The organism is Clostridium neonatale (genome assembly GCF_900465025.1).
Lineage (GTDB): Bacteria > Bacillota > Clostridia > Clostridiales > Clostridiaceae > Clostridium > Clostridium neonatale.
Genome location: NZ_UICR01000001.1, coordinates 1,864,938 through 1,885,348 on the forward strand (window position 1 = coordinate 1,864,938; position 20,411 = coordinate 1,885,348).

Genomic DNA, 20,411 nt, shown 5'->3' on the forward strand with positions numbered 1-20,411 from the left:
ATTATTATAGAATAGGCAATAGTAAACTTAAGACAGCACCAGTACCAACAGCTATTGATACAGCAATTAGGAAAGCTTCAGCACCTTTTGTTATCCCGGATAAAAAGTCTCCGGCTATGGTATCACGTATTGCATTAGTAATTGTGAGCCCTGGAACAAGAAGCATTATTGAACCTATTATTATCTTATCTAGGTTTTCACCAAGATTAATTTTTATAAGCAGCATTGCAATTAATGCAGTAATACCACCACAAAGGGAGTTTATGAAAAATTCATTTATATTTAATTTCTGACATGATAAAGCTATTATTTTTATTATTGCACCTATTATAAAAGCACCACAGAAATCTAAAAAATCTCCGCCAAATAATAAAGCAAATGAACCAGCAGTTATTGATGACCAAATTAAATTTGTAATAAGTTTATATTTGTAATTCATATTTATAATACATAATTCTCTGTTAAAATCGTCAATTGACATTGAAGAATTTTGAATTTTTCTTGAGAGGTTGTTAATCTTATCTATTTTATTTAAATCAACGCCTCTAGAAGTTATTCTTCTAACTAATGTAGAGACTTCATCGTTATGAGTTATTGTTACAATAATTCCAGTTGGGATAACAAAGCTTTCAGCATTTTCAGCACCAAAGGCCAAACATATTCTAACTATTGTTTCTTCTACTCTATATGTTTCAGCGCCACTTTCCAATAGAATTTTACCAGCTAAAGTAGAAACTTTAAGTAATTTATTTAAATTCATATTGCATTTCCTTTCTAAAATTATCATCTAACAACTAGCATTATATCACAAAATTTTGATTTATAAATAAGGGAAGAGACTATATCAAATAGTTATTTATACATTTATTATGCTTCAAATTAATAAATATAATTTAATAAAAAATTAATATGGAAAAAAATATATTTTATGGTAGAATAATTTATGGGAGGAGAGAGGCAAATGTTAAAAAAGAAAGTTATTAAATTTATTGCGGTATTGGGAATGACACTAACTTTTGGTACTGCCTACAATGTAAAAGCAGATACAAGCTATGGAACAACATCTACATCAGTACAAGCTGAAAATATGGACCATAATATAGTATCTATAAGTGAAGCTACTGTAGAGCAAGCTAAACAATGGGCTAAAAATAAAGGCGCATCTCAAACTTTTATTAGTTTAGCTGATTTATATTTTAAATATTCAAATGAGTGTGGACAAGTTAATCCGGCAATTGCATATGTACAAGCTGCTAAGGAAACTAATTTTGGAAAATTTGGTGGAGTTATAGATGAAAGTTATAAGAATCCATGTGGATTAAAAATATCATCTGGAGGAGATAATTATGATCCAAAAGCACATCAAAAATTTTCAACTTGGGATGATGGCGTAAAAGCTCATTTGGATCATTTAGCATTATATGCAGGTGCTGTTGGATATCCAAAATCAAATACTACAGATCCTAGGCATTTTAGCAAGATTAAAGGAAAGGCAGTTACTGTAAAAGCTCTTGGTGGAAACTGGGCACCAAGCAAAACATATGGAGATGAAGTTAACAAATATTATAATGAGTTAATAAGTACAAGTGATAATAAGAGTAAGAATATGGCTACTTCTCCTATAGCAAAGAAAACTATAGTTATAGATCCAGGTCATAATTATGGTGGAGATAAGGGCGCTACTTCTACCGTAGATGGACATGTATATTCAGAAGTGGAATTAAATATGCAAGTAAGCTCATGCTTAAAAGATGAACTTGAGCAAAAGGGATATAACGTTATTTTAACAAGGAAGGCTGATGAGAAACCAGAGGTAGAATTGACAGAAAGTCTTAAAGATAGAGTTATTATGGCAAATAATGCAAATGCAAGTTTATTTATAAGCATACATCATAATTCAGCAGAGGCTGAAGAGGCCAATGGAATAGAAACATACTATAGTTCTGCTGAGCAGGGTGAAGATTTTAAAGGTGGAGCAGTTTCAAATAAACTTGAAATCAGTAAAAAGATAGCTTTAGCTGTAAATAATAAAGTAGCAGAAGGATTAGCTTTAAATAATAGAGGAATAAAGGATTCAGCATTATTTATTAAGAGTACTAATATGCCTTCAATATTAATTGAAGTAGGTTTTATCACAAATGAGGAAGAAGCAGAAAGATGTAGTGATGCAGATAAACAAAAGGAAGTTGCTAAATTAATAGCTGATGCTGTAGCAGAAAATTTGAAATAATATAAATGTTTTATGGGGCTGTCACATTAAATGATTTGTGTCAGTTCCTTTTTTGATGTCACAAATTATAACTTAAGTGACACAACAAAACTTGTTTTTGGTAGATGGAATTTACACATATGAATGAATATGAGAAGTATGTTGCTTTTAAGTGAAGAGAGAATAAAGAAATATGAATAGATAAAAATGGTGAATGCATCAAAGCTGTAGAGCTCACATTTTTTCTTAACTCTTATCCGTTTATTCTTACTTTTTCTATTTCAAATTAAAATTTGTAAGTGAGGCATCCCTTGAGTGATATTACTATAAATAGTAATGTCTTGTGGTGATTGTTACTTTAAAAGTATTTGCTATTTTTTTAAAACTGACATATAATTTGAATATAATTAATGAATTTGGGGTGAAAAAGATGAATTTTGAAAATATCAAAAAAGAAGATAAAGAAATATATGACTTAATTGAAAAAGAGCTACATAGACAACAAAAAGGAATAGAATTAATAGCGTCTGAAAACATAGTAAGTAAAGCTGTTATGGAAGCTATGGGTTCATACTTAACTAATAAATATGCAGAAGGATATCCAGGAAAAAGATATTATGGTGGATGTTATGTAGTTGACGAAATAGAACAAATTGCCATTGACAGAGCTAAAGAATTATTTGGTGCAGAACATGCTAATGTTCAACCACATTCAGGTTCACAAGCAAATATGGCAGTATATTTTACAGTCCTTAAACCAGGAGATACAGTTCTTGGAATGGATTTAAGTCATGGAGGTCATTTAACTCATGGTTCTCCAGTAAATTTCTCAGGAAGATTATATAATTTCGTTTCTTATGGTGTTGATAAAGAAACAGAAATGATTGATTATGAAAATGTAAGAAAAATTGCATTAGAATGTAAGCCAAAGCTAATTGTTGCAGGTGCAAGTGCATATGCTAGAATTATAGATTTTGCTAAATTTAGAGAAATAGCTGATGAAGTAGGAGCAATTCTTATGACAGATATGGCTCATATAGCAGGACTTGTTGCAGCAGGAGTTCATCCATCACCAGTTCCATATTGTGATTTTGTAACAACAACAACTCATAAGACATTAAGAGGACCAAGAGGTGGATTAATTCTTTGTAAAGAAAAATATGCTAAAGATTTAAATAAGAATATATTCCCGGGAATACAGGGAGGACCACTTGAACATATAATAGCAGCAAAAGCTGTGTGCTTTAAAGAAGCATTAGATCCAAGTTTTAAGGAATATGCTAAAAATGTAGTTGAAAACTGTAAGGAATTAGCTGATCAATTAATTTCTAAAGGATTTAAAATAGTATCAGGTGGAACTGACAATCATGTATTCTTAGTAGATTTAAATAATAAGGATATAACAGGTAAGGAAGCAGAAGCACTTTTAGACTCAGTTGGAATAACAGCTAATAAAAATACAGTTCCTAATGAAACAAGAAGTCCATTTGTTACTTCAGGAATCAGAATAGGTACTGCTGCAATTACAACTAGAGGATTTAAGAAAGAAGATATGGCAGAAATTGCTGATATAATAAATCAAGCAATAGAAAATAGAGAAGGTGATTTATCACCATTAAAAGCAAGAGTTGAAGCTTTATGTGATAAATATCCTTTATATGAATAATAAGTGATAAAAGTTTAGGAAGCTATTAATTATAATAGCTTCCTTTAATTTTAGATTGTTTTATATTAACTAGAAAGACTTTTATATTATATAAAAAAAGAATTCATATAATAATAAAAAGAATTAATAAAGAGATGATATATATTAAAATGAGAAATAATTGCTCAAGAAGTAAAAACTTTATAAAGCGAATAGAACAATTTGGTGCGGATATAGAATTTGATGAAAAATCCAAAATAGTATTTATAAGTGATGTTCATAGGGGGGATGGTGGGTACTCTGATTCATTAAGGCAAAACAGAAATATATATAAGGCGGCAATAAATTATTATTTGAGAAATGATTATAAATTAATTGAACTTGGTGACGGAGATGAATTATGGAAGAATAAAAACCTTGTTGATATAGCATACAATTACAGAGATATATTTAAAATACTTAATGAATTTAATAAGAAAAAAAATTTATATATGGTATTTGGAAATCATGATATGGCAAAAGCTGATAAAGATTTTATTTTGAAGCAGGAAAAAATTTTTAAACAAATAGGAAGAAGATTTGGGAAAGATTTATTAAATTTATATAAAAATATAGATTTTTATGAAGGAATAGTATTAAAATATATTCCAGCAGGGAAAAAGATACTTGCCTTTCATGGACATCAAGTTGATTTTATGAATTGCGACTTATGGAGAATTAGCAGGTTTTTAGTACGATATATATGGCGCCCAATGGAAGGTATTGCTGGTTTCAAAGAGCCTGTAAGTCCATCAAGTAATTATGATAAAGGAACAAAGATTGATATGATGTTAGAAAAGGTAGCTAAAAAAGAAAGAAAGATTATTATTTGTGGACATACACATAACGATATTTTTCCAAAGGTTTCTGAAGGGTTATATTTTAATGATGGATGTTGCGTTTTTCCATCCTCAATTACTACAATAGAAATAAAAAATGGATTAATATCATTAGTTAAATGGAGAATAGAGGTTGATAATAATAATATTCTATTTGTAAAAAAGAATATTATTGGTGGTCCTGAGAAAATAGAAAAATATTTTGAATACGCAAGAAACTTATAATTGCTATAATGAGTAAGGAGAGCGTTTTATGAAATTTATTGATTTGCATTGTGATACTGCAATGAGAATGTATGAAGAAAAAGGAAAGCTAAAGAAAAATGATTTTAGTATTGATATTGAAAAATTAAAAAAAGGGGAATGCATGGCACAAGTATTTGCTTTTTTTATAGAGCTATCAGAAGTTTCAGATCCATACAAATATTTTTTGAATATGTATGATAATTTTATAAAAGAAATACAAGAAAATTCAAAAGAAATAGAGATAGTGAGAAATGTAGATGAATTAGAAAAAGCGAATTTAAATAATAAATTAGGCGCATTTCTTTCGATTGAAGAAGGTGAAGTTTTAAAAGGAAGCATAGATAATCTAAGAGATGTATATGATAAAGGAATAAGACTCATAACACTTACATGGAATTTTGAAAATTCAATAGGATATCCTAATATTAATTTTAAATATAAAGAGAAAGGATTAAAACCTAGAGGTAAAGAAATAGTTGAAAAGTGCGAAGAGCTTGGAATAATTCCAGATGCATCACATTTATCAGATGGAGGCTTTTATGACCTAGTTGATATATGTAAAAAGCCATTTATAGCTACACATTCTAATGCACGAGAAATCACATATCATCCAAGAAACTTAACAGATGATATGATAAAAAAATTAGCTGATAAAGGTGGAGTTATGGGAATAAATTTTTCAAGTGATTTTTTAGGTGAAAGTTTTGTATCAACTATAGAAGAAATGATTACACATATTAAGCATATAAAAAATATAGGAGGAATTGATGTAATAGGACTTGGAAGTGATTTTGATGGAATAGAAAATCAAGTTGAGATAAAAGATTCATCAGAATTTCCAAAGTTATATGAGGCATTAAAGAAGGCTGGATTTAGTGAAAATGAAATGGAAAAAATATTTTATAAAAATGTTTTAAGAGTTTTTAAAGAAACTTTATAAAATAATTGTTTTAGTTTATAATTTTAAAAGGATAAATTACAATCTTCGATATAACAATTATATTAAAATGCATTGTATTAAAAATTTATTTTAAATTTAGAAAGAGGTAATTAAAATACGTAAGTTAGAAGGAAAAGTTGCACTAGTTACTGGTGCTTCAAGAGGTATTGGCAGAAATATAGCAATTGAGATTGCTAAGGAAGGCGCAATTGTAGCAATAAATTATTCAAAAGATGATAATGGAGCAAAAAAAACTTTAGAAGAAATTAATAAGGTAAATGGATATGGATTTTTAATAAAAAAAAGTGTTAATTCATTTGAAAACTGCAAGTATATAATTAATGAAGTCATAAGTAAAAGTGGAAAAATTGATATACTTATAAATAATGCAGGAATAAGCCTTATGGGTCTATTTATGGATTCTTCAGAAGAAGAAATTAATGAAATAATAAATACAAATTTAATGGGTGCTATTTATCTAAGCAAGGAGGCTCTTCCACATATGATTTCAAGAAATGTAGGAAATATAATAAATATTTCTTCTATGTGGGGAGAAGTAGGTGCGTCATGTGAAGTGTTATATTCAGCAACAAAAGGAGGAATTAATTTATTTACAAAAGCACTTGCAAAAGAAATGGCTATGTCAAATATTAGAGTAAATGCAATAGCGCCAGGGGTGATTGATACTAAAATGAATTCAATGCTGGATGAAGAAAGTAGAGAAAGTTTAAAAGAAGAGATACCTATGGGGAGATTTGGATTGCCATCTGAAATAGGAAAAGTTGCAGTATTTTTATGTAGTAAAGAATCATCATATATAACAGGACAAGTGATACGAGTAGATGGTGGATTTATCTAGATAATAAACTTAGTTAGTAATGATTAGGAGGAAATTTTATGTTCACTAAGGATGAACTTTTGGTAATTGAAGAAGCTTTGAAAATAGCAGATGAAACATATATGGATAAAATGAATGCAAATAAAAATAATAAGAACATAATGGTTTCATATAACAGAAAACAAAAGAAATTATGGCTTGTTCAAAATAAACTAAAAAAATTATTACAGGAAAACTAAATATTAGTATATAAAAAGACAATTAATTTCGTAGCTTTCTAAAGTAATTTGAATATTAATTGTCTTTTTTATATTATTCTATTTCGTCATTATCTTCAGGGGAAACTATTTTCTCTAAATAGAAATAGAATTCCACACCTTCATCAATATTATGAAATTTAAATTCACTTTTATGAAGTTCTAAGATGTTTTTTACAATAGCTAAACCAAGTCCAGTACTATTTTTTTGGGTTCTTTCTCTTGATTTATCTAAACGATAAAATTTATCAAATAATTTATCAATTTCATCTTCTGGAATATAAGTTCCAAGATTTTGAACTATTATTTTATATCTATGTAATTCTTCTTCAATTGCTATATTAATTGTATTATGTGGCGGCGTATATTTTATTGCATTGGTAACAAGATTAGTCATTACCTGTTCCATTTTAAAGGGGTCAGCATAAACATAGCTATATGGATTAGTTGAAGTAAAATTAACTTTAAAATCATGTTCCTCAAAATTAGGTGTATGTTTAGCTAATATTTTTTTTATTAATCTGTTTATATTGAAGGCTTCGGGTGAGAGTTTTATTACTCCAGATTCTAATTTGGATAATTCAAGCATATTTGAAACTAAAATACCCATTTTTTGAGCTTCATCAATAATTGTTTCTAAGTAAAGCTTAGCATCTTCTCCCGTAACGATACCATCTTTAAGACCTTCGGCATATCCTTCAATGATTCCGATTGGTGTTTTTAATTCATGACTTACATTATCTACAAATCCTTTTCTCATATTTTCAAGTTCACGTTCTTTTTCAATATCTTCCTCAAGCTTCTTATTCTTCTTTTGAAGATCTAAAAGAGCCGTTTGAAGATTATTAGAAAGAAAATTTAATGATTTAGCAAGACTTCCAATTTCATCTTCTCTATTAGTTGAGCAGGTGACTGAAAAGTCCATATTAGACATTTTATTTGCTACATATGTTAATGTTACTAATGGTTTAGATATTAAATTAGAATATATTGAAGAAAGTATTACTGAAATAGCAACTAATCCTAAAAATAAATAAATTAAAAATTCATCAATAACTTCCGATGCTTCTTTTATAGATTGTATTGAAGAAACGCAAAATATTAAACTATCATTTTTATAATTTAATGACATGGGTGCGATAACACCGATTTTTTGTAAGTCACTGCTGGCATTATAGAATGTTGTATAACGGGTATTCGAATTTCGTGTCACATCATTAATAAGTGATTTATTATTAATAAGCTCAGAACAAAAAGAAGTCAATTCATTAAATGATTCCTTATCAGTATATAGCTGGTTAGGTGAATAAATTATTGAGCCATCTAATGATAATATAAGAATTTTTGCATTATTATCATTTTCAAATTTTTTTAAAACAGGATATATTTCTGCAGGCTCAGAAATATGCATTGAATATAAAGTACTAAATTTATTAACTTCATGAACCAAACTCATGGTTCTCTTATAAGAATAAAATTTTTCAAATAAAAAGGCTTGAGCAAAATAGGTTAAAAACATTAAAACAAGCATTAAGGAAAGTGTTATTCCAAATAATCTTTTAGATAAACGATATCTCATTATTTACCTTCGAATTTATATCCGCTTCCGCGAACAGTAACAATACAGTTAGATTTAGAAAGTAATTTTTCTCTTAGCCTTTTAATGTTTGTATCTACAGTACGTATATCACCATAGTAATCTAATCCCCATACATTATCTAAAATGTTATCACGGCTTAGGGCAATGCCTTCGTTAGTTATTAGATAAACTAGGAGTTCATATTCTTTTGGGGATAATAGTATCTCAGTTCCATCAACTTTTACTTCGTGCGAAAGTTTATTAATTGTAAGACCATTAAATTCTTGATAACTAGAATCTAAATTATCTCGTGTTCTTTTTAATAGAGCTTTAACTTTGGCAATTAAGACTTTTGGACTAAATGGTTTAGTTATATAGTCGTCAGCTCCATAGTCATATCCTTGAAGTTTATCTTCTTCTTCGCCTTTTGCAGTAAGAAGTATAACAGGGACTGTAGAAACTTCTCTTAACTTTTCCAGCATAGTGATGCCATCCATTTTTGGCATCATGATATCTAAAATTACTAAATCAATTTTTTGATTACTAAAAGCAATAAGCCCTTCTTCACCATCTGAAGCTTCAAAAACATTAAAGTTTTCTTTCATCAAATAATCTCTAAGTAAAAATCTTATTCTTAATTCATCTTCTACAATTAAAATAGATTTATTCATTTTAATTCCTCCATTTTAAAATATTAATTATACATTATACTATATTAATTTAATAATACAATAAAAATAAGTCAACTATATTACAATTATATTTTATCATGTATTTTAGCATAAGTATAAAAAGATAGTGAATATTATTGTGTTTTAAAGTATTATTAGTAGTATAGAAAAGTAATTTAAATGTAAGGTGGAAAAATATGATACAATTGAATTTTGATATAAAGAGACATAAATTAAAGAATGGATTAGAAGTATTAACTATACATAAAGACACACAAATTGCAGCTATAAATGTAGGAATAAAAATTGGAGCATTATATGAGAAAATGAATGAAAAGGGAATAAGTCATTTTATTGAACATTTATTATTTAAGGGAACAGATACACGCAATGACGAAAAACTTAATAGTGATTTGGAATCTTTAGGTGGAGAATATAATGCATATACTGATTATGATGTTACTGTATATACGATAAGCTGTTTAGCTGAGGAGATACATAATGCAGTTGAAATATTAGGTGATATGATAATAAATTCTTCATTTGATGATGAAGAAATTGAGAAAGAAAGAGGCGTGATTTTATCAGAAATAAAAACAAGTAAAGATGATATAGAAGATTTAAGTTTTAAGTGTGTAAATAAAACAGCGTTTGAAAAAAGTGCTCTTAAATATGAAGTTACTGGTATTGAAAAAAATGTAAAAAATTTTAAAAGAGAAGAATTATTTAATTATTATAAAGAAAATTATACTCCTAAGAATTCCATAGTGAGTTTTGTGTCTCCATTAAGTCACGATGATGCTATTAAATTAATTGAAAAGTATTTTGGAATATGGTCAGGAGATGAAAAAGAAAAGTGTGAAATTATCCTAGAGGATAATAAAGAAATTATAGAAATTGGGTATAAAAAAGATATTGAGCAAAGTACAATTGTTTATTTATTTACTTTTAATGGGTTAAAAAAAGAATATGAGCTGCCACTAAGAATATTAAACCATAGACTTGGAGAAAGTTCTAATTCTTTATTATTTAGAGAAATAAGAGAAAATAGAGGATTAGCATATGATATATACACACATTTAGAGATTACTAAAAACATTAAAACATTATATATTTACACTGCTGTGAGTGGAGAGAATGTTGAAGAAGCAAAAGAATCTATTGATGAAACAATAAAAAATATAGTTGATGGAAAAATAGAATTTGGCGATAGAGATTTAGAGATAATGAAAAAAGTTCATAAAACAGCTGTTATTTCTACATTAGAGGACTCTTCAGAATTATGTAATTATATATTACACCAAGCTCTTGAAGATGAAGACATATTTGAGTTTATAGAAGATATGCATAGATTAAATGAACTAGATAAAAGAAAAATTAAAGAAGTAAGTAAGTTGGTTTTGAAAAGCCCTACGGTTCATATATTAAAATCAGAAGATAATTAATTCATATTTAATATTTAGAAAGGTGAAAATATGCCAAAGATAACAAAAATAGAAATTCAAAAAAATAATAAAGATAGAGTAAATATCTACTTGGATGGAGAATATGCATTAGCTATAAATGCTGAGCTTATTTACAAAGAAAATCTTAAAGTAAAAGATGATGTAGATATATCAAAACTTCAAGAGATAGCAGAAAAGGAATCATATATAAGATGTAAAGAAAGTGCTATCAAAATAATAGAAAGAAGTTATAAAACAGAAAAAGAAATAAGAGATAAGTTAAAACAAAAAGGATATGAAGAAAAACAAATTAATAATAGTATAGATTTTTTAAAAGAATATAATTTTATAAATGATAATACATATGCAAAAGCATTTATAAAAGATAAGCTTTCGTCTAAAGGTAGCCAAAAGATAAAATATGACTTAATGAAAAAAGGAATAGCTAAGGATATTATTGAAGAAAATCTAATTAAAGTTGACAAAAATGAAGAAAAAGAAGTAGCATTAAATGTAGGAAGGAAAAAGTATGAGTCTATAAGAAGAAAAGAAAGTGACAATTATAAATTATCTGGAAAGCTATATAGGTTTCTAATTTCTAGAGGATATGCATATGACATTGTAAAAGATGTTGTAAAAGAAATAATGTCATTAGATGAATTTGAATAAAATAAGCTTAAAAATTTTCAGCATATTTGATATAATGGAATATATATATAATAATTTGTTAAGTACATGCATAAATTATAAAATAAGAATTATATACCTATAAACAGATTAATATCTAAATAATAATATAAAATATACAATGATATACTGGAGGAAGTTTCATGAACAAGAAAAATATATTGTTGAAATTTATTGCTCTAGTGGTTATATTATTAATTCCAGCTATTGTGAAAATCTTTTTTCATGAAAAGAATACAGTAACGTTACTGTTAAATAATTTTTCAAGAGATAATGAGAAAGTTTCCTATGTAGAGGATAAAAGATTAGATACTCCAAATGTAATTTATAATGGAACGACTGTAGAAGATGGAATTAGATCAAATAGTATAATAGAAAAAAAAGCAAAGAAGGTCACTGAAAGTGCTACAAATGATAGAGAAAAAGCACGAGATTTATATGTATGGATTGGTTCAAATATAGAATACGATAATAATAAAGCAGAAAAAGTATTAAATTCTAATGATGAAACAGTGGAAAGTGGAGCAATATACGCTTTTAGAGATAGAAGTGGTATTTGTTTTGATTATGCATGTTTATATGTTGCAATGGCTAGAAGTGTGGATCTTAAGGTGAGATTAGTGATTGGAGAAGCTTATGATGGAAGCAAATATGTATCACATGCATGGAACCAGGTATATTTAAGTGACGAAAAGAAATGGATTAATGTTGATACTACGTTTTATAATGGTGGTAATTATTTTGATTCGGAAAATTTTGATAAGCATATAAATAAAGAAATTATTGGGGAATGGTAAACTAATAAGTAAGATATGTTAGTCATTAGTTTTAGTTGAAAACTTAATAGTATATATACTTAGTTAGAGATTAAAGCTATAACAGCTTTAATCTCTAACTAAGTATAAGGAAGTTGTAATTTATACTATTTTTGATAGTAATAGATTAACTGCTTTTTCACATTCTTTATCGCTAGGATCTATTGACCATGCTAAATTGAATAGATAAAGAGCTTTTGGTGTTATTTCTTGCATTGCGTAACAGTATCCAAGGTTAAATATGTATTTACTTTCCGGGGTTATGGAAATAGCTTTTTTTAGTACATCTATTGCACTATTATATTCTCTTAATTTAATTAAACAAACACCGATATTATAATATGAACATGCTTCATTTAGATTTTCGCTAGCAGCTTTTTTATAACATTCAATTGCACGACGATAGTCTTGTGTATTATAAAATTTATTACCTTCATTAAAGTGATTCATTTTAACCTCCTAAAAGTACTTTGCAATAAATAATTTATGTGTTAACAAGTATATCCACATATAAAGAAATATATACATAGTTGTGATTTTCAAAAAAGATAAAACGATAGAAAATGTGAATTTAATGTTACAAAGTAGGTGAAATAATAAGGATGAATATTTATAAAATAGGATTAGATATAGGTTCAACAACAGTAAAATTAGTAGTATTAAATGAAGAAAACATAGTAGAATATAGTCAATATAAAAGACATAATTCTGATATACGCAGTACAATTATAGAATTAGTTAATGAATGTTATGACAAAATTGGAAATGTTGAATGTAAAATAAGTATAACAGGTTCAGGAGGGTTATCTGTATCAAAGTGGACTAATATTGATTTTGTACAAGAAGTAATAGCATGTTCTAAAACAGTAGAAACATTTATACCAGAAACAGATGTTGTAATAGAACTTGGTGGTGAAGATGCAAAAATAACATATTTTAAAAATGGAATAGAGCAGAGAATGAATGGAAGCTGCGCAGGTGGTACAGGAGCTTTTATTGATCAAATGGCATCACTTCTTAATACAGATGCAGCAGGTCTTAATGAATATGCAAAAAGTTATAATGTTATATATCCAATAGCATCTAGATGTGGAGTTTTTGCAAAGACAGATGTACAACCTCTAATAAATGAAGGCGCAAATAAGGAAGATATAGCGGTGTCAATACTTCAAGCGGTTGTAAATCAAACAATAGGAGGATTAGCTTGTGGTAAGCCTATAAGAGGAAAAGTCGCTTTTCTTGGTGGCCCATTATTTTTCTTATCAGAATTAAGAGAAAGGTTTATTGAGACTCTTAAACTTAAAGATGATGAAATAATAATACCAGATGACTCACAGTTATTTGTAGCTATGGGAGCAGCACTTTTGGCTGTTGATAATATGAAAACAACATTAAAAAATGTAGTTAATAAAGTAAATAATATAACTAATCTCAAGGAAGATAATGAAAATAAACTAGAAGCACTTTTTGAAAGTGAAAAAGATTATGAAGATTTTAAAAATAGACACAATAAATCTGTAGTAAAAAGATGTCCTATGGAAAGCTATAAAGGACAAGCTTATTTAGGAATAGATGCAGGATCTACTACAACAAAGGTTACTTTAATAAATGAAGCCGGAGAATTATTATATTCATACTATGGAAGTAATGAAGGAAATCCATTAAAGAAAGTAGTAGAAATACTTCAAGATTTATATTCAAAACTTCCTTCTTCCATAAAAATAGTTAATAGTGCTGTTACAGGATATGGAGAATCATTAATTAAAGCAGCGCTTCATGTTGATATAGGGGAAATTGAAACAATTGCTCATTATAAGGCAGCAGATTATTTCTTGCCAGGGGTAGATTTTATTTTAGATATTGGTGGACAAGATATGAAATGCTTAAAGATAAAGAATGGAGCTATAGACAGTATAATGCTTAATGAAGCATGTTCATCTGGATGTGGATCATTTATAGAAAGCTTTTCAAAATCATTAGGTATGCCAATTGATAAATTTGCAAAAGAAGCATTATTATCTAAAGCACCTGTAGACTTAGGCTCTAGATGTACAGTATTTATGAATTCAAGAGTGAAGCAAGTACAAAAGGAAGGTGCACAAATTTGTGATATTTCTGCTGGACTTTCTTATTCTGTAATCAAAAATGCATTATTTAAAGTAATAAAATTAAGAGATGAAAATGATATTGGTGAAAAGGTAATTGTTCAAGGTGGTACTTTTTATAATGATGCTGTTTTGAGAGCTTTTGAGATTATATCTGGAAGAGAGGCTGTAAGACCTGATATAGCAGGTCTCATGGGGGCATTTGGATGCTCACTTATTGCAAAAGAAAGATATTTAGAAGGCAGAACAACATCACTATTGCCAAAAGAAAAAATAGACCAATTTAAAATGACTAGCTCATTTAGAAGATGTGGAATGTGTGGAAATAACTGCCTTCTTACTGTAAATAAATTTTCTACAGATGAGGAATTTATTTCTGGTAATAGATGTGAACGTGGACTTGGAATTGAAAAGAAAAAAGAAGAAAAAGAAATTAATTTATATGATTATAAATATAAAAGAACATTTGGGTACAAGCCGCTAAAAGAGGAAGAGGCTAAAAGAGGAACTATAGGAATACCAAGAGTTTTAAATATGTATGAAAATTATCCTTTTTGGTTTACTATTTTAACTAAACTTGGTTTTAGAGTTATATTATCAAATCCATCAAGCAAAAAAATATATGAACTTGGAATTGAGACTATTCCGTCAGAATCAGCATGTTATCCAGCAAAGCTTGCACATGGACACATAATGAATTTAATACAAAAAAATATTAAAACAATATTTTATCCATGTATTTCTTATGAAAAGAAAGAATTTGAAGACAGTCAGAACAACTATAACTGTCCAATGGTAACTTCATATCCAGAAGTAATAAAGAATAATATGGATGAATTAAAAATTAATGAAATTAAGTATATAGCTCCATTCTTTTCATTGGATAATGAAAATGTGCTTGCTAAAAGGATAGTTGAAGAATTTAAGGAATTTGATGTTACTTTAAGTGAAGCAAAAGAAGCTGTAAAAAGTGCAGTTTTAGAAAGAGAAGCTTATAAGAGAGATATACAAAAAAAAGGTGAAGAAACTTTAGAGTATTTAAGGAAGAATAATAAAAAAGGAATAGTATTATGTGGTAGACCATATCATATAGATCCAGAAATAAATCACGGTATTCCAGATATTATCAATTCTTTTGGTATGGCAGTACTTACAGAAGATAGCATAAGCCATATTGAATGTTTAAATGAAAAGCTTAGAGTGGTAGATCAATGGGTTTATCATTCACGACTTTATAGGGCAGCTACATTAATAGCAGGAGAACCTTGTCTTGAAATAATTCAGTTAAATTCTTTTGGATGTGGCTTAGATGCAGTAACTACTGAGCAAGTTTCAGAAATTATATCATCAAAAGGGAAAATATATACTGTCTTAAAAATAGATGAAGGTAATAATTTAGGTGCCGCTAGAATAAGGATAAGATCTTTAAAAGCTGCAATAGAAGAAAGAGAAAGAAAAAATTATAAACCTATAGAAGAGAAAATAAGTTATAAAAATCCAGTATTTACAAAAGAAATGAGAAAAGATTATACTATTTTAGCACCTCAAATGTCTCCAATTCATTTTAATTTAATTGAAGTAGCTGGAAAGGCAGCTGGATATAATATAGAAGTACTTCCATCAAATGATGCTGAAGCGATAGAAGAAGGTCTTAAATATGTTAATAATGATGCGTGTTATCCTTCAATAATTGTTGTAGGACAAATGATAAGTGCATTAAAATCTGGTAAATATGATTTAAATAAAACAGCTCTTATAATGAGTCAAACAGGTGGTGGATGTAGAGCTACTAATTATATAGGATTTTTAAAGGCAGCATTAAGGCATGCTGGATTTGAAAATGTCCCTATAATTTCACTAAATGTGGCTGGTCTTGAAACACAGCCAGGCTTTAATATTACACCAAAACTTATAAAAAAGGCACTTATGGCTTTAGTATATGGTGATTTATTTATGACAGTTTTATACAGGACAAGACCTTATGAAAAAGTAAAAGATTCTGCAAATGAACTTTATAACAAATGGAATGAAAGAGCAAAAGCAAATATAGTTAATGGAAGTAAAACAGAATTTAATAAAAATATAAAAGAAATTATTAAAGAATTTGATGAATTACCTTTATTTAATATAAATAAGCCGAGAGTTGGAATTGTTGGTGAAATACTCGTTAAATTTCATCCAACAGCCAATAATGATATTGTAAAGATATTAGAAGATGAAGGTGCGGAAGCAGTAGTTCCAGATTTATTAGACTTTTTCTTTTATTCAGCATATGATAATAAATTTAAGGCTGAATATTTAGGAAAGAGTAAAGTGGCAAAAACTGTAAGCGAGTTGGCTATTTTCTATATGGAAACATATAGAAAAGTAATGAAAAAAGAGTTAGAGAATAGCAACAGATTTAGCAGACCTAAACATATCAAGGAATTAGCCAATATGGCGTCACCAATTTTATCACTTGGTCACCAGACTGGTGAGGGATGGTTTTTAACAGCAGAAATGATAGAACTAATAAAAAGCGGAACAAAGAATATAGTGTGTTTACAGCCGTTCGCATGTTTACCTAATCATGTTACAGGAAAAGGTATGATGAAAGTACTTAAAGAGAAATATCCAGAATCTAATATAGTGGCAATAGATTATGATCCAGGAGCATCTCATGTAAATCAATTAAATAGAATAAAATTAATGCTTTCTGTAGCAGTTAAAAATCTTCAAAATAATGAAATAAACTTTAAAGAAAGTGAAGAATCACAAGAAGAAATACAATATCATAACAAAATTAGTTTGACTTAATGAAGGAGATACTAATGCCTGAGAAATCTGAAAAAAAGCATTTTAATTTAATTACATGTTTATTAGGAACAATATATATTTTTCTCTTTTTAATTATAACTACACCATTAGTATTATTTTTAGGACCTTATCAAAATACTAGAAAAGCATTTGTATCAACATTACTTGCTACCAGACATGAGTACCTTTTGACAGATTTTTTTTCTAAAGAAACATTAAATAAAATGATGGGAATAGAAGCAGAACCTAAAAAGGAAAAAGAAGTTGCACAGAAAATAGAAAATATTGAAATAAAACATTCTACAAGCACAGAAATTGAAAGATATGATATAAATACGGATAGATATGATGCATATCTATTAGAAATAAAAAATCCTCTTAAAATAAAAGTAGCAATGACAAAGTACTTAGGAAAAACAGGGCAAAAAACTAGTGAAATGGCAAAAGATAATAATGCAATAGCAGCTATTAATGGTGGCGCTTTTATAGATAAATCTGATGATGGTACTTTATATGCAGGTACAGGAGCAATCCCTGGAGGATTTGTAATAAGTGGAGGAAAGCTTCTATATCCTCAGATGACAGATTTAAATTCAAAAGATAAAGAAAATGTTATCGCATTTACTAAAGAAGGACAATTAGTAGTTGGAAGTCATTCTTATGATGAATTAATTGATATGAATGTTCAGGAAGGAATGTGCTTTAGACCACCTAATATAATAATAAATGGTGTGAAGCAGATTAAAGATAAAATGGCAGAAGGACTAAATCCAAGAACTGCTATAGGACAAAAAGAAGATGGAACAGTAATATTTTTAGTTATTGATGGAAGAAAAATTTCAAATCCTGGAGCAAGTCTTTATGATGTACAAGAAATTATGGCTAGTAGAGGAGCAGTAAATGCAGCAGCATTAGACGGTGGATATTCTTCAACAATGTATTATAAAGATGAAGTAATTAATTCACCAAATGCTTGGGATGGAGAACGATCTGTAGCTACAGCATTTTACGTTGAAGAATAGGAGAACTAAAATTGAAAAGTATAGCTAAAATATTAATTTGGACATTTATAGCATTGTTAATACAGCATGGAATATTTTTATATATTGAAAATATATATTTAGATACAGATTTAGAGATAACAGCCAAAAAAGTTGAAGAAGAGCCAGTTGAGGAAGTAAAGGAAGAAAAGCCAAATGAAATAATATTACCAGAAAGTGTAGAAAATATTTCAGTTTCATCAGATGGAAATTATGTAGCCTATACAAAAAATAATGAACTTAAAGTTTTTGATAATACTAATAAGGAAGAGAATAAATTCAAGTGTGAGACAAGTGGTATAATTGAAAACTATAAGTGGTTAAATGATGAAGATTTAATGCTAGTTATACAGCGAGTGGAAGAAGATGATGGAGTTTATTTCGAACCTGTTTCTTATGATATTAAAAAGAATGAAGCAAGAGAACTTGTTGATTTTAATTATAATAAAATGAGAATACCAGTTAATAATGAAGATGATAGAGTTGAAAATATAGCATTTTCAACTTCAACGCATAGTCTTTATATAAAGATTCGAAAAGCTAATGGCTTGTGTGATTTATATTATTCAAATGTAATGAATCAAATAAATAGAGTAAGACATAATAAAGAAATTGGTAATATAGTTGTTCCAAGAACTAATACAAACGCAGTTATGGAAATGGGGAATAATTCAACAATATTAAATGAATCTGGCTATATAAATATTCCTGATGTAAATGTATCTAGGCTCCTAGGAATTGATAAGGATGATAACATTTATTTTGGAAAAGAAGAGGATGGATTAATTACTTCTATATATAATACTAATTTAAATAATGAAGAAAATAAATGGAATTCATTTGCCTTAAAAAATTCAGTAAATAAAGATAATATATTTGTAGATTATAGTGGTAAAATTTACATTAATAATGAAAGTGACAAGACTATTTCAGAGATTACAAAAGGCAGGCTTATAAATTATGAAGGTGAATTTCTTCAAACCTATAAAGATGGTTTTATAACTAAAAAAGGAAATAACATTATTAAGAATAATATAAATGAAATAAAGCTATCAATTAATTAATAATGAATAAAAAGAATTTTAGTGTACATCATAATTACTGAGGTGATGTACTATGGACAATAATAAAAATAGATTAAATGATAGATCAAAATCTAATGCCGAGCTAGGAAAAATACATCCAAAAGGAAATTCGGATTTAGGAATTATTGATGGTAAAAAAATCGGAGCACCTCCGCATAAAGAAAAAGATCATTTTTAAAATTAAAATTAATAATGAGGTGGAACAATGACTAATAAGATGAAGGAAAATAATAAACGAAAGAATAAAAATGTAAATCATAATCCACAAGCGGAAAGCGTTAAAGCAGTATTTGGTGAACCCAAAGCTAAGACATATGATAGGTCAGATTTTAAAATTTAAAATAATAGAATAAGAAAAAGAAAGAATAAATCAGGATATACATAGTAAAAGATCCAATAAATTAATACTTTAAATTTATTGGATCTTTTAACTATGCAGTATTGATATAAAAAGTAATTGATTAAAACTTCCTAAGTAGAAGAAATATTCAAATTTTTAATATAACATAATGTTGTTTAATTATAGATTATAAAATAAATATATTGGAAAAGTATAGTTGAATTTCTTCTATTAGACATATAAATAAGCTAATAGAATAGTAATGTTAATATATGATAAACTATATTAAGAATCAATCAAAACAAGTGAAGAAGAGGTGTAACTATGAATTTAGAAGTTGACGTTTGTGAATTGGGAAAAATATTAAAAGAAATAGAAAAAAATTATGAGTTAAACATATTAGTCAAGTCAAATTTGAGCGGTGGATGGATGACTATTACAGGAAAAGCATCCATTGAAAAGCATCCATATGAAAGTGAAAGTGGATGCAGTAGTAAAAAAGATAATATTATTCACATAAGAATTAAGGAAGATAAAGAAGATGGAGTATTAATAAAAATAACGGGTGCGAAAGATAAAAAATTTAATGTTGATATATCATCAGGTAAATATAAAGAAATTTCAAAAGTAGGTTTAAATATAGATATGATAAAAACAAATGAAAATGAAACGAAATTAAGAATTGATGAAAATATTATTTTTACAATAAAAACAAATGCAGAAAAAATAAATGAACTTATAAATCAATAAATTATTTTAGTTTGTGTAAATAAACAACTCAGGTTATGCATAAAATATATCTAATTAACTTAACTAAACTAAAGGTGTGATAAAT

19 protein-coding genes are annotated in these 20,411 nt (G+C 27.8%); 15 read left to right on the forward strand and 4 right to left on the reverse strand.

What is annotated here, in order from left to right:
* Positions 1-4: 4 nt before the first annotated feature.
* Complete coding sequence (locus CNEONATNEC86_RS08590; RefSeq protein WP_058294829.1) at positions 5-760, reverse strand: threonine/serine exporter family protein; 756 nt, start codon at positions 758-760, stop codon at positions 5-7.
* Positions 761-961: 201 nt separating this feature from the next.
* Here CNEONATNEC86_RS08590 and CNEONATNEC86_RS08595 point away from each other — a divergent pair, with 201 nt between their 5' ends.
* From CNEONATNEC86_RS08595 to CNEONATNEC86_RS08620, 6 genes are all read left to right on the forward strand, one after another.
* Entirely contained in the window at positions 962-2,230 is a 1,269-nt protein-coding gene (locus tag CNEONATNEC86_RS08595) for an N-acetylmuramoyl-L-alanine amidase (protein ID WP_125148448.1), read from the forward strand.
* A 409-nt stretch (positions 2,231-2,639) separates the two neighbouring features.
* A complete protein-coding gene (gene glyA / locus CNEONATNEC86_RS08600) occupies positions 2,640-3,875 on the forward strand; it encodes a serine hydroxymethyltransferase (RefSeq protein WP_058294831.1) in 1,236 nt (411 codons plus the stop codon).
* A gap of 149 nt (positions 3,876-4,024) precedes the next feature.
* Complete coding sequence (locus tag CNEONATNEC86_RS08605) at positions 4,025-4,957, forward strand: metallophosphoesterase (RefSeq protein WP_058294832.1); 933 nt, start codon at positions 4,025-4,027, stop codon at positions 4,955-4,957.
* Between the two features lie 28 nt (positions 4,958-4,985).
* On the forward strand, positions 4,986-5,918 hold the full coding sequence (locus CNEONATNEC86_RS08610) for a dipeptidase (protein WP_125148447.1): 933 nt from the start codon (positions 4,986-4,988) through the stop codon (positions 5,916-5,918).
* A 115-nt stretch (positions 5,919-6,033) separates the two neighbouring features.
* Positions 6,034-6,777, forward strand: coding sequence for an elongation factor P 5-aminopentanone reductase (ymfI, locus tag CNEONATNEC86_RS08615; RefSeq protein ID WP_058294834.1), 744 nt, complete (start codon positions 6,034-6,036; stop codon positions 6,775-6,777).
* 38 nt (positions 6,778-6,815) lie between these two features.
* Entirely contained in the window at positions 6,816-6,995 is a 180-nt protein-coding gene (locus tag CNEONATNEC86_RS08620) for a hypothetical protein (RefSeq protein ID WP_125148446.1), read from the forward strand.
* A 73-nt stretch (positions 6,996-7,068) separates the two neighbouring features.
* Here the strand turns inward: CNEONATNEC86_RS08620 and CNEONATNEC86_RS08625 are convergent, their stop codons facing one another.
* Both CNEONATNEC86_RS08625 and CNEONATNEC86_RS08630 read right to left on the reverse strand, forming a co-directional pair.
* Complete coding sequence (locus CNEONATNEC86_RS08625) at positions 7,069-8,592, reverse strand: sensor histidine kinase (RefSeq protein WP_058294836.1); 1,524 nt, start codon at positions 8,590-8,592, stop codon at positions 7,069-7,071.
* Positions 8,592-9,263 (reverse strand): response regulator transcription factor, encoded by a 672-nt coding sequence (locus CNEONATNEC86_RS08630; protein WP_125148445.1) that lies wholly within the window; start codon positions 9,261-9,263, stop codon positions 8,592-8,594. Before CNEONATNEC86_RS08630 ends, CNEONATNEC86_RS08625 begins: the two co-directional genes overlap by 1 nt.
* 197 nt (positions 9,264-9,460) lie before the next feature.
* Between CNEONATNEC86_RS08630 and CNEONATNEC86_RS08635 the strand changes: the two genes are divergently transcribed.
* From CNEONATNEC86_RS08635 to CNEONATNEC86_RS08645, 3 genes are all read left to right on the forward strand, one after another.
* On the forward strand, positions 9,461-10,708 hold the full coding sequence (locus CNEONATNEC86_RS08635; protein WP_125148444.1) for a M16 family metallopeptidase: 1,248 nt from the start codon (positions 9,461-9,463) through the stop codon (positions 10,706-10,708).
* Between the two features lie 30 nt (positions 10,709-10,738).
* On the forward strand, positions 10,739-11,377 hold the full coding sequence (recX, locus tag CNEONATNEC86_RS08640; protein ID WP_125148443.1) for a recombination regulator RecX: 639 nt from the start codon (positions 10,739-10,741) through the stop codon (positions 11,375-11,377).
* Between the two features lie 161 nt (positions 11,378-11,538).
* A complete protein-coding gene (locus tag CNEONATNEC86_RS08645; RefSeq protein ID WP_125148442.1) occupies positions 11,539-12,192 on the forward strand; it encodes a transglutaminase-like domain-containing protein in 654 nt (217 codons plus the stop codon).
* A gap of 120 nt (positions 12,193-12,312) precedes the next feature.
* On the opposite strand, the gene CNEONATNEC86_RS08650 is transcribed toward CNEONATNEC86_RS08645, so the two are convergent.
* Positions 12,313-12,660, reverse strand: coding sequence for a tetratricopeptide repeat protein (locus CNEONATNEC86_RS08650; RefSeq protein WP_058294841.1), 348 nt, complete (start codon positions 12,658-12,660; stop codon positions 12,313-12,315).
* Between the two features lie 152 nt (positions 12,661-12,812).
* Between CNEONATNEC86_RS08650 and CNEONATNEC86_RS08655 the strand changes: the two genes are divergently transcribed.
* The 6 genes from CNEONATNEC86_RS08655 (at position 12,813) to CNEONATNEC86_RS08670 (ending at position 20,326) form a co-directional block, all read left to right on the forward strand.
* Positions 12,813-17,111 carry a 2-hydroxyacyl-CoA dehydratase gene (locus tag CNEONATNEC86_RS08655; RefSeq protein WP_125148441.1) on the forward strand — a complete coding sequence of 1,433 codons (4,299 nt, stop codon included), beginning with the start codon at positions 12,813-12,815 and terminating at the stop codon, positions 17,109-17,111.
* 14 nt (positions 17,112-17,125) lie between these two features.
* On the forward strand, positions 17,126-18,133 hold the full coding sequence (locus CNEONATNEC86_RS08660; RefSeq protein ID WP_230132128.1) for a phosphodiester glycosidase family protein: 1,008 nt from the start codon (positions 17,126-17,128) through the stop codon (positions 18,131-18,133).
* A gap of 11 nt (positions 18,134-18,144) precedes the next feature.
* Positions 18,145-19,215, forward strand: a complete 1,071-nt coding sequence (locus tag CNEONATNEC86_RS08665; protein WP_159135839.1) for a hypothetical protein — start codon at positions 18,145-18,147, stop codon at positions 19,213-19,215.
* A gap of 52 nt (positions 19,216-19,267) precedes the next feature.
* The gene (locus CNEONATNEC86_RS21245; protein ID WP_200848513.1) at positions 19,268-19,414 is read left to right on the forward strand and encodes a hypothetical protein; all 147 of its coding nucleotides are present in this window, start codon (positions 19,268-19,270) and stop codon (positions 19,412-19,414) included.
* A gap of 27 nt (positions 19,415-19,441) precedes the next feature.
* Positions 19,442-19,576 (forward strand): CPC_1213 family protein, encoded by a 135-nt coding sequence (locus tag CNEONATNEC86_RS21810; RefSeq protein WP_253073998.1) that lies wholly within the window; start codon positions 19,442-19,444, stop codon positions 19,574-19,576.
* A 324-nt stretch (positions 19,577-19,900) separates the two neighbouring features.
* Complete coding sequence (locus CNEONATNEC86_RS08670; protein ID WP_058294845.1) at positions 19,901-20,326, forward strand: hypothetical protein; 426 nt, start codon at positions 19,901-19,903, stop codon at positions 20,324-20,326.
* The last annotated feature ends 85 nt before the right edge of the window (positions 20,327-20,411 follow it).

Coding starts and splice junctions, on each gene's coding strand:
- CNEONATNEC86_RS08605 (WP_058294832.1), top strand. CDS start 4,025: ATGAGAAATAATTGCTCAAGAAGTAAAAACTTTATAAAGCGAATAGAA.
- CNEONATNEC86_RS21810 (WP_253073998.1), top strand. CDS start 19,442: ATGACTAATAAGATGAAGGAAAATAATAAACGAAAGAATAAAAATGTA.
- CNEONATNEC86_RS08630 (WP_125148445.1), bottom strand. CDS start 9,263: ATGAATAAATCTATTTTAATTGTAGAAGATGAATTAAGAATAAGATTT.
- CNEONATNEC86_RS08655 (WP_125148441.1), top strand. CDS start 12,813: ATGAATATTTATAAAATAGGATTAGATATAGGTTCAACAACAGTAAAA.
- CNEONATNEC86_RS08660 (WP_230132128.1), top strand. CDS start 17,126: ATGCCTGAGAAATCTGAAAAAAAGCATTTTAATTTAATTACATGTTTA.
- CNEONATNEC86_RS08610 (WP_125148447.1), top strand. CDS start 4,986: ATGAAATTTATTGATTTGCATTGTGATACTGCAATGAGAATGTATGAA.
- glyA (WP_058294831.1), top strand. CDS start 2,640: ATGAATTTTGAAAATATCAAAAAAGAAGATAAAGAAATATATGACTTA.
- CNEONATNEC86_RS08625 (WP_058294836.1), bottom strand. CDS start 8,592: ATGAGATATCGTTTATCTAAAAGATTATTTGGAATAACACTTTCCTTA.
- recX (WP_125148443.1), top strand. CDS start 10,739: ATGCCAAAGATAACAAAAATAGAAATTCAAAAAAATAATAAAGATAGA.
- CNEONATNEC86_RS08595 (WP_125148448.1), top strand. CDS start 962: ATGTTAAAAAAGAAAGTTATTAAATTTATTGCGGTATTGGGAATGACA.
- CNEONATNEC86_RS08590 (WP_058294829.1), bottom strand. CDS start 760: ATGAATTTAAATAAATTACTTAAAGTTTCTACTTTAGCTGGTAAAATT.
- CNEONATNEC86_RS08670 (WP_058294845.1), top strand. CDS start 19,901: ATGAATTTAGAAGTTGACGTTTGTGAATTGGGAAAAATATTAAAAGAA.
- CNEONATNEC86_RS21245 (WP_200848513.1), top strand. CDS start 19,268: ATGGACAATAATAAAAATAGATTAAATGATAGATCAAAATCTAATGCC.
- CNEONATNEC86_RS08620 (WP_125148446.1), top strand. CDS start 6,816: ATGTTCACTAAGGATGAACTTTTGGTAATTGAAGAAGCTTTGAAAATA.
- CNEONATNEC86_RS08645 (WP_125148442.1), top strand. CDS start 11,539: ATGAACAAGAAAAATATATTGTTGAAATTTATTGCTCTAGTGGTTATA.
- CNEONATNEC86_RS08650 (WP_058294841.1), bottom strand. CDS start 12,660: ATGAATCACTTTAATGAAGGTAATAAATTTTATAATACACAAGACTAT.
- CNEONATNEC86_RS08635 (WP_125148444.1), top strand. CDS start 9,461: ATGATACAATTGAATTTTGATATAAAGAGACATAAATTAAAGAATGGA.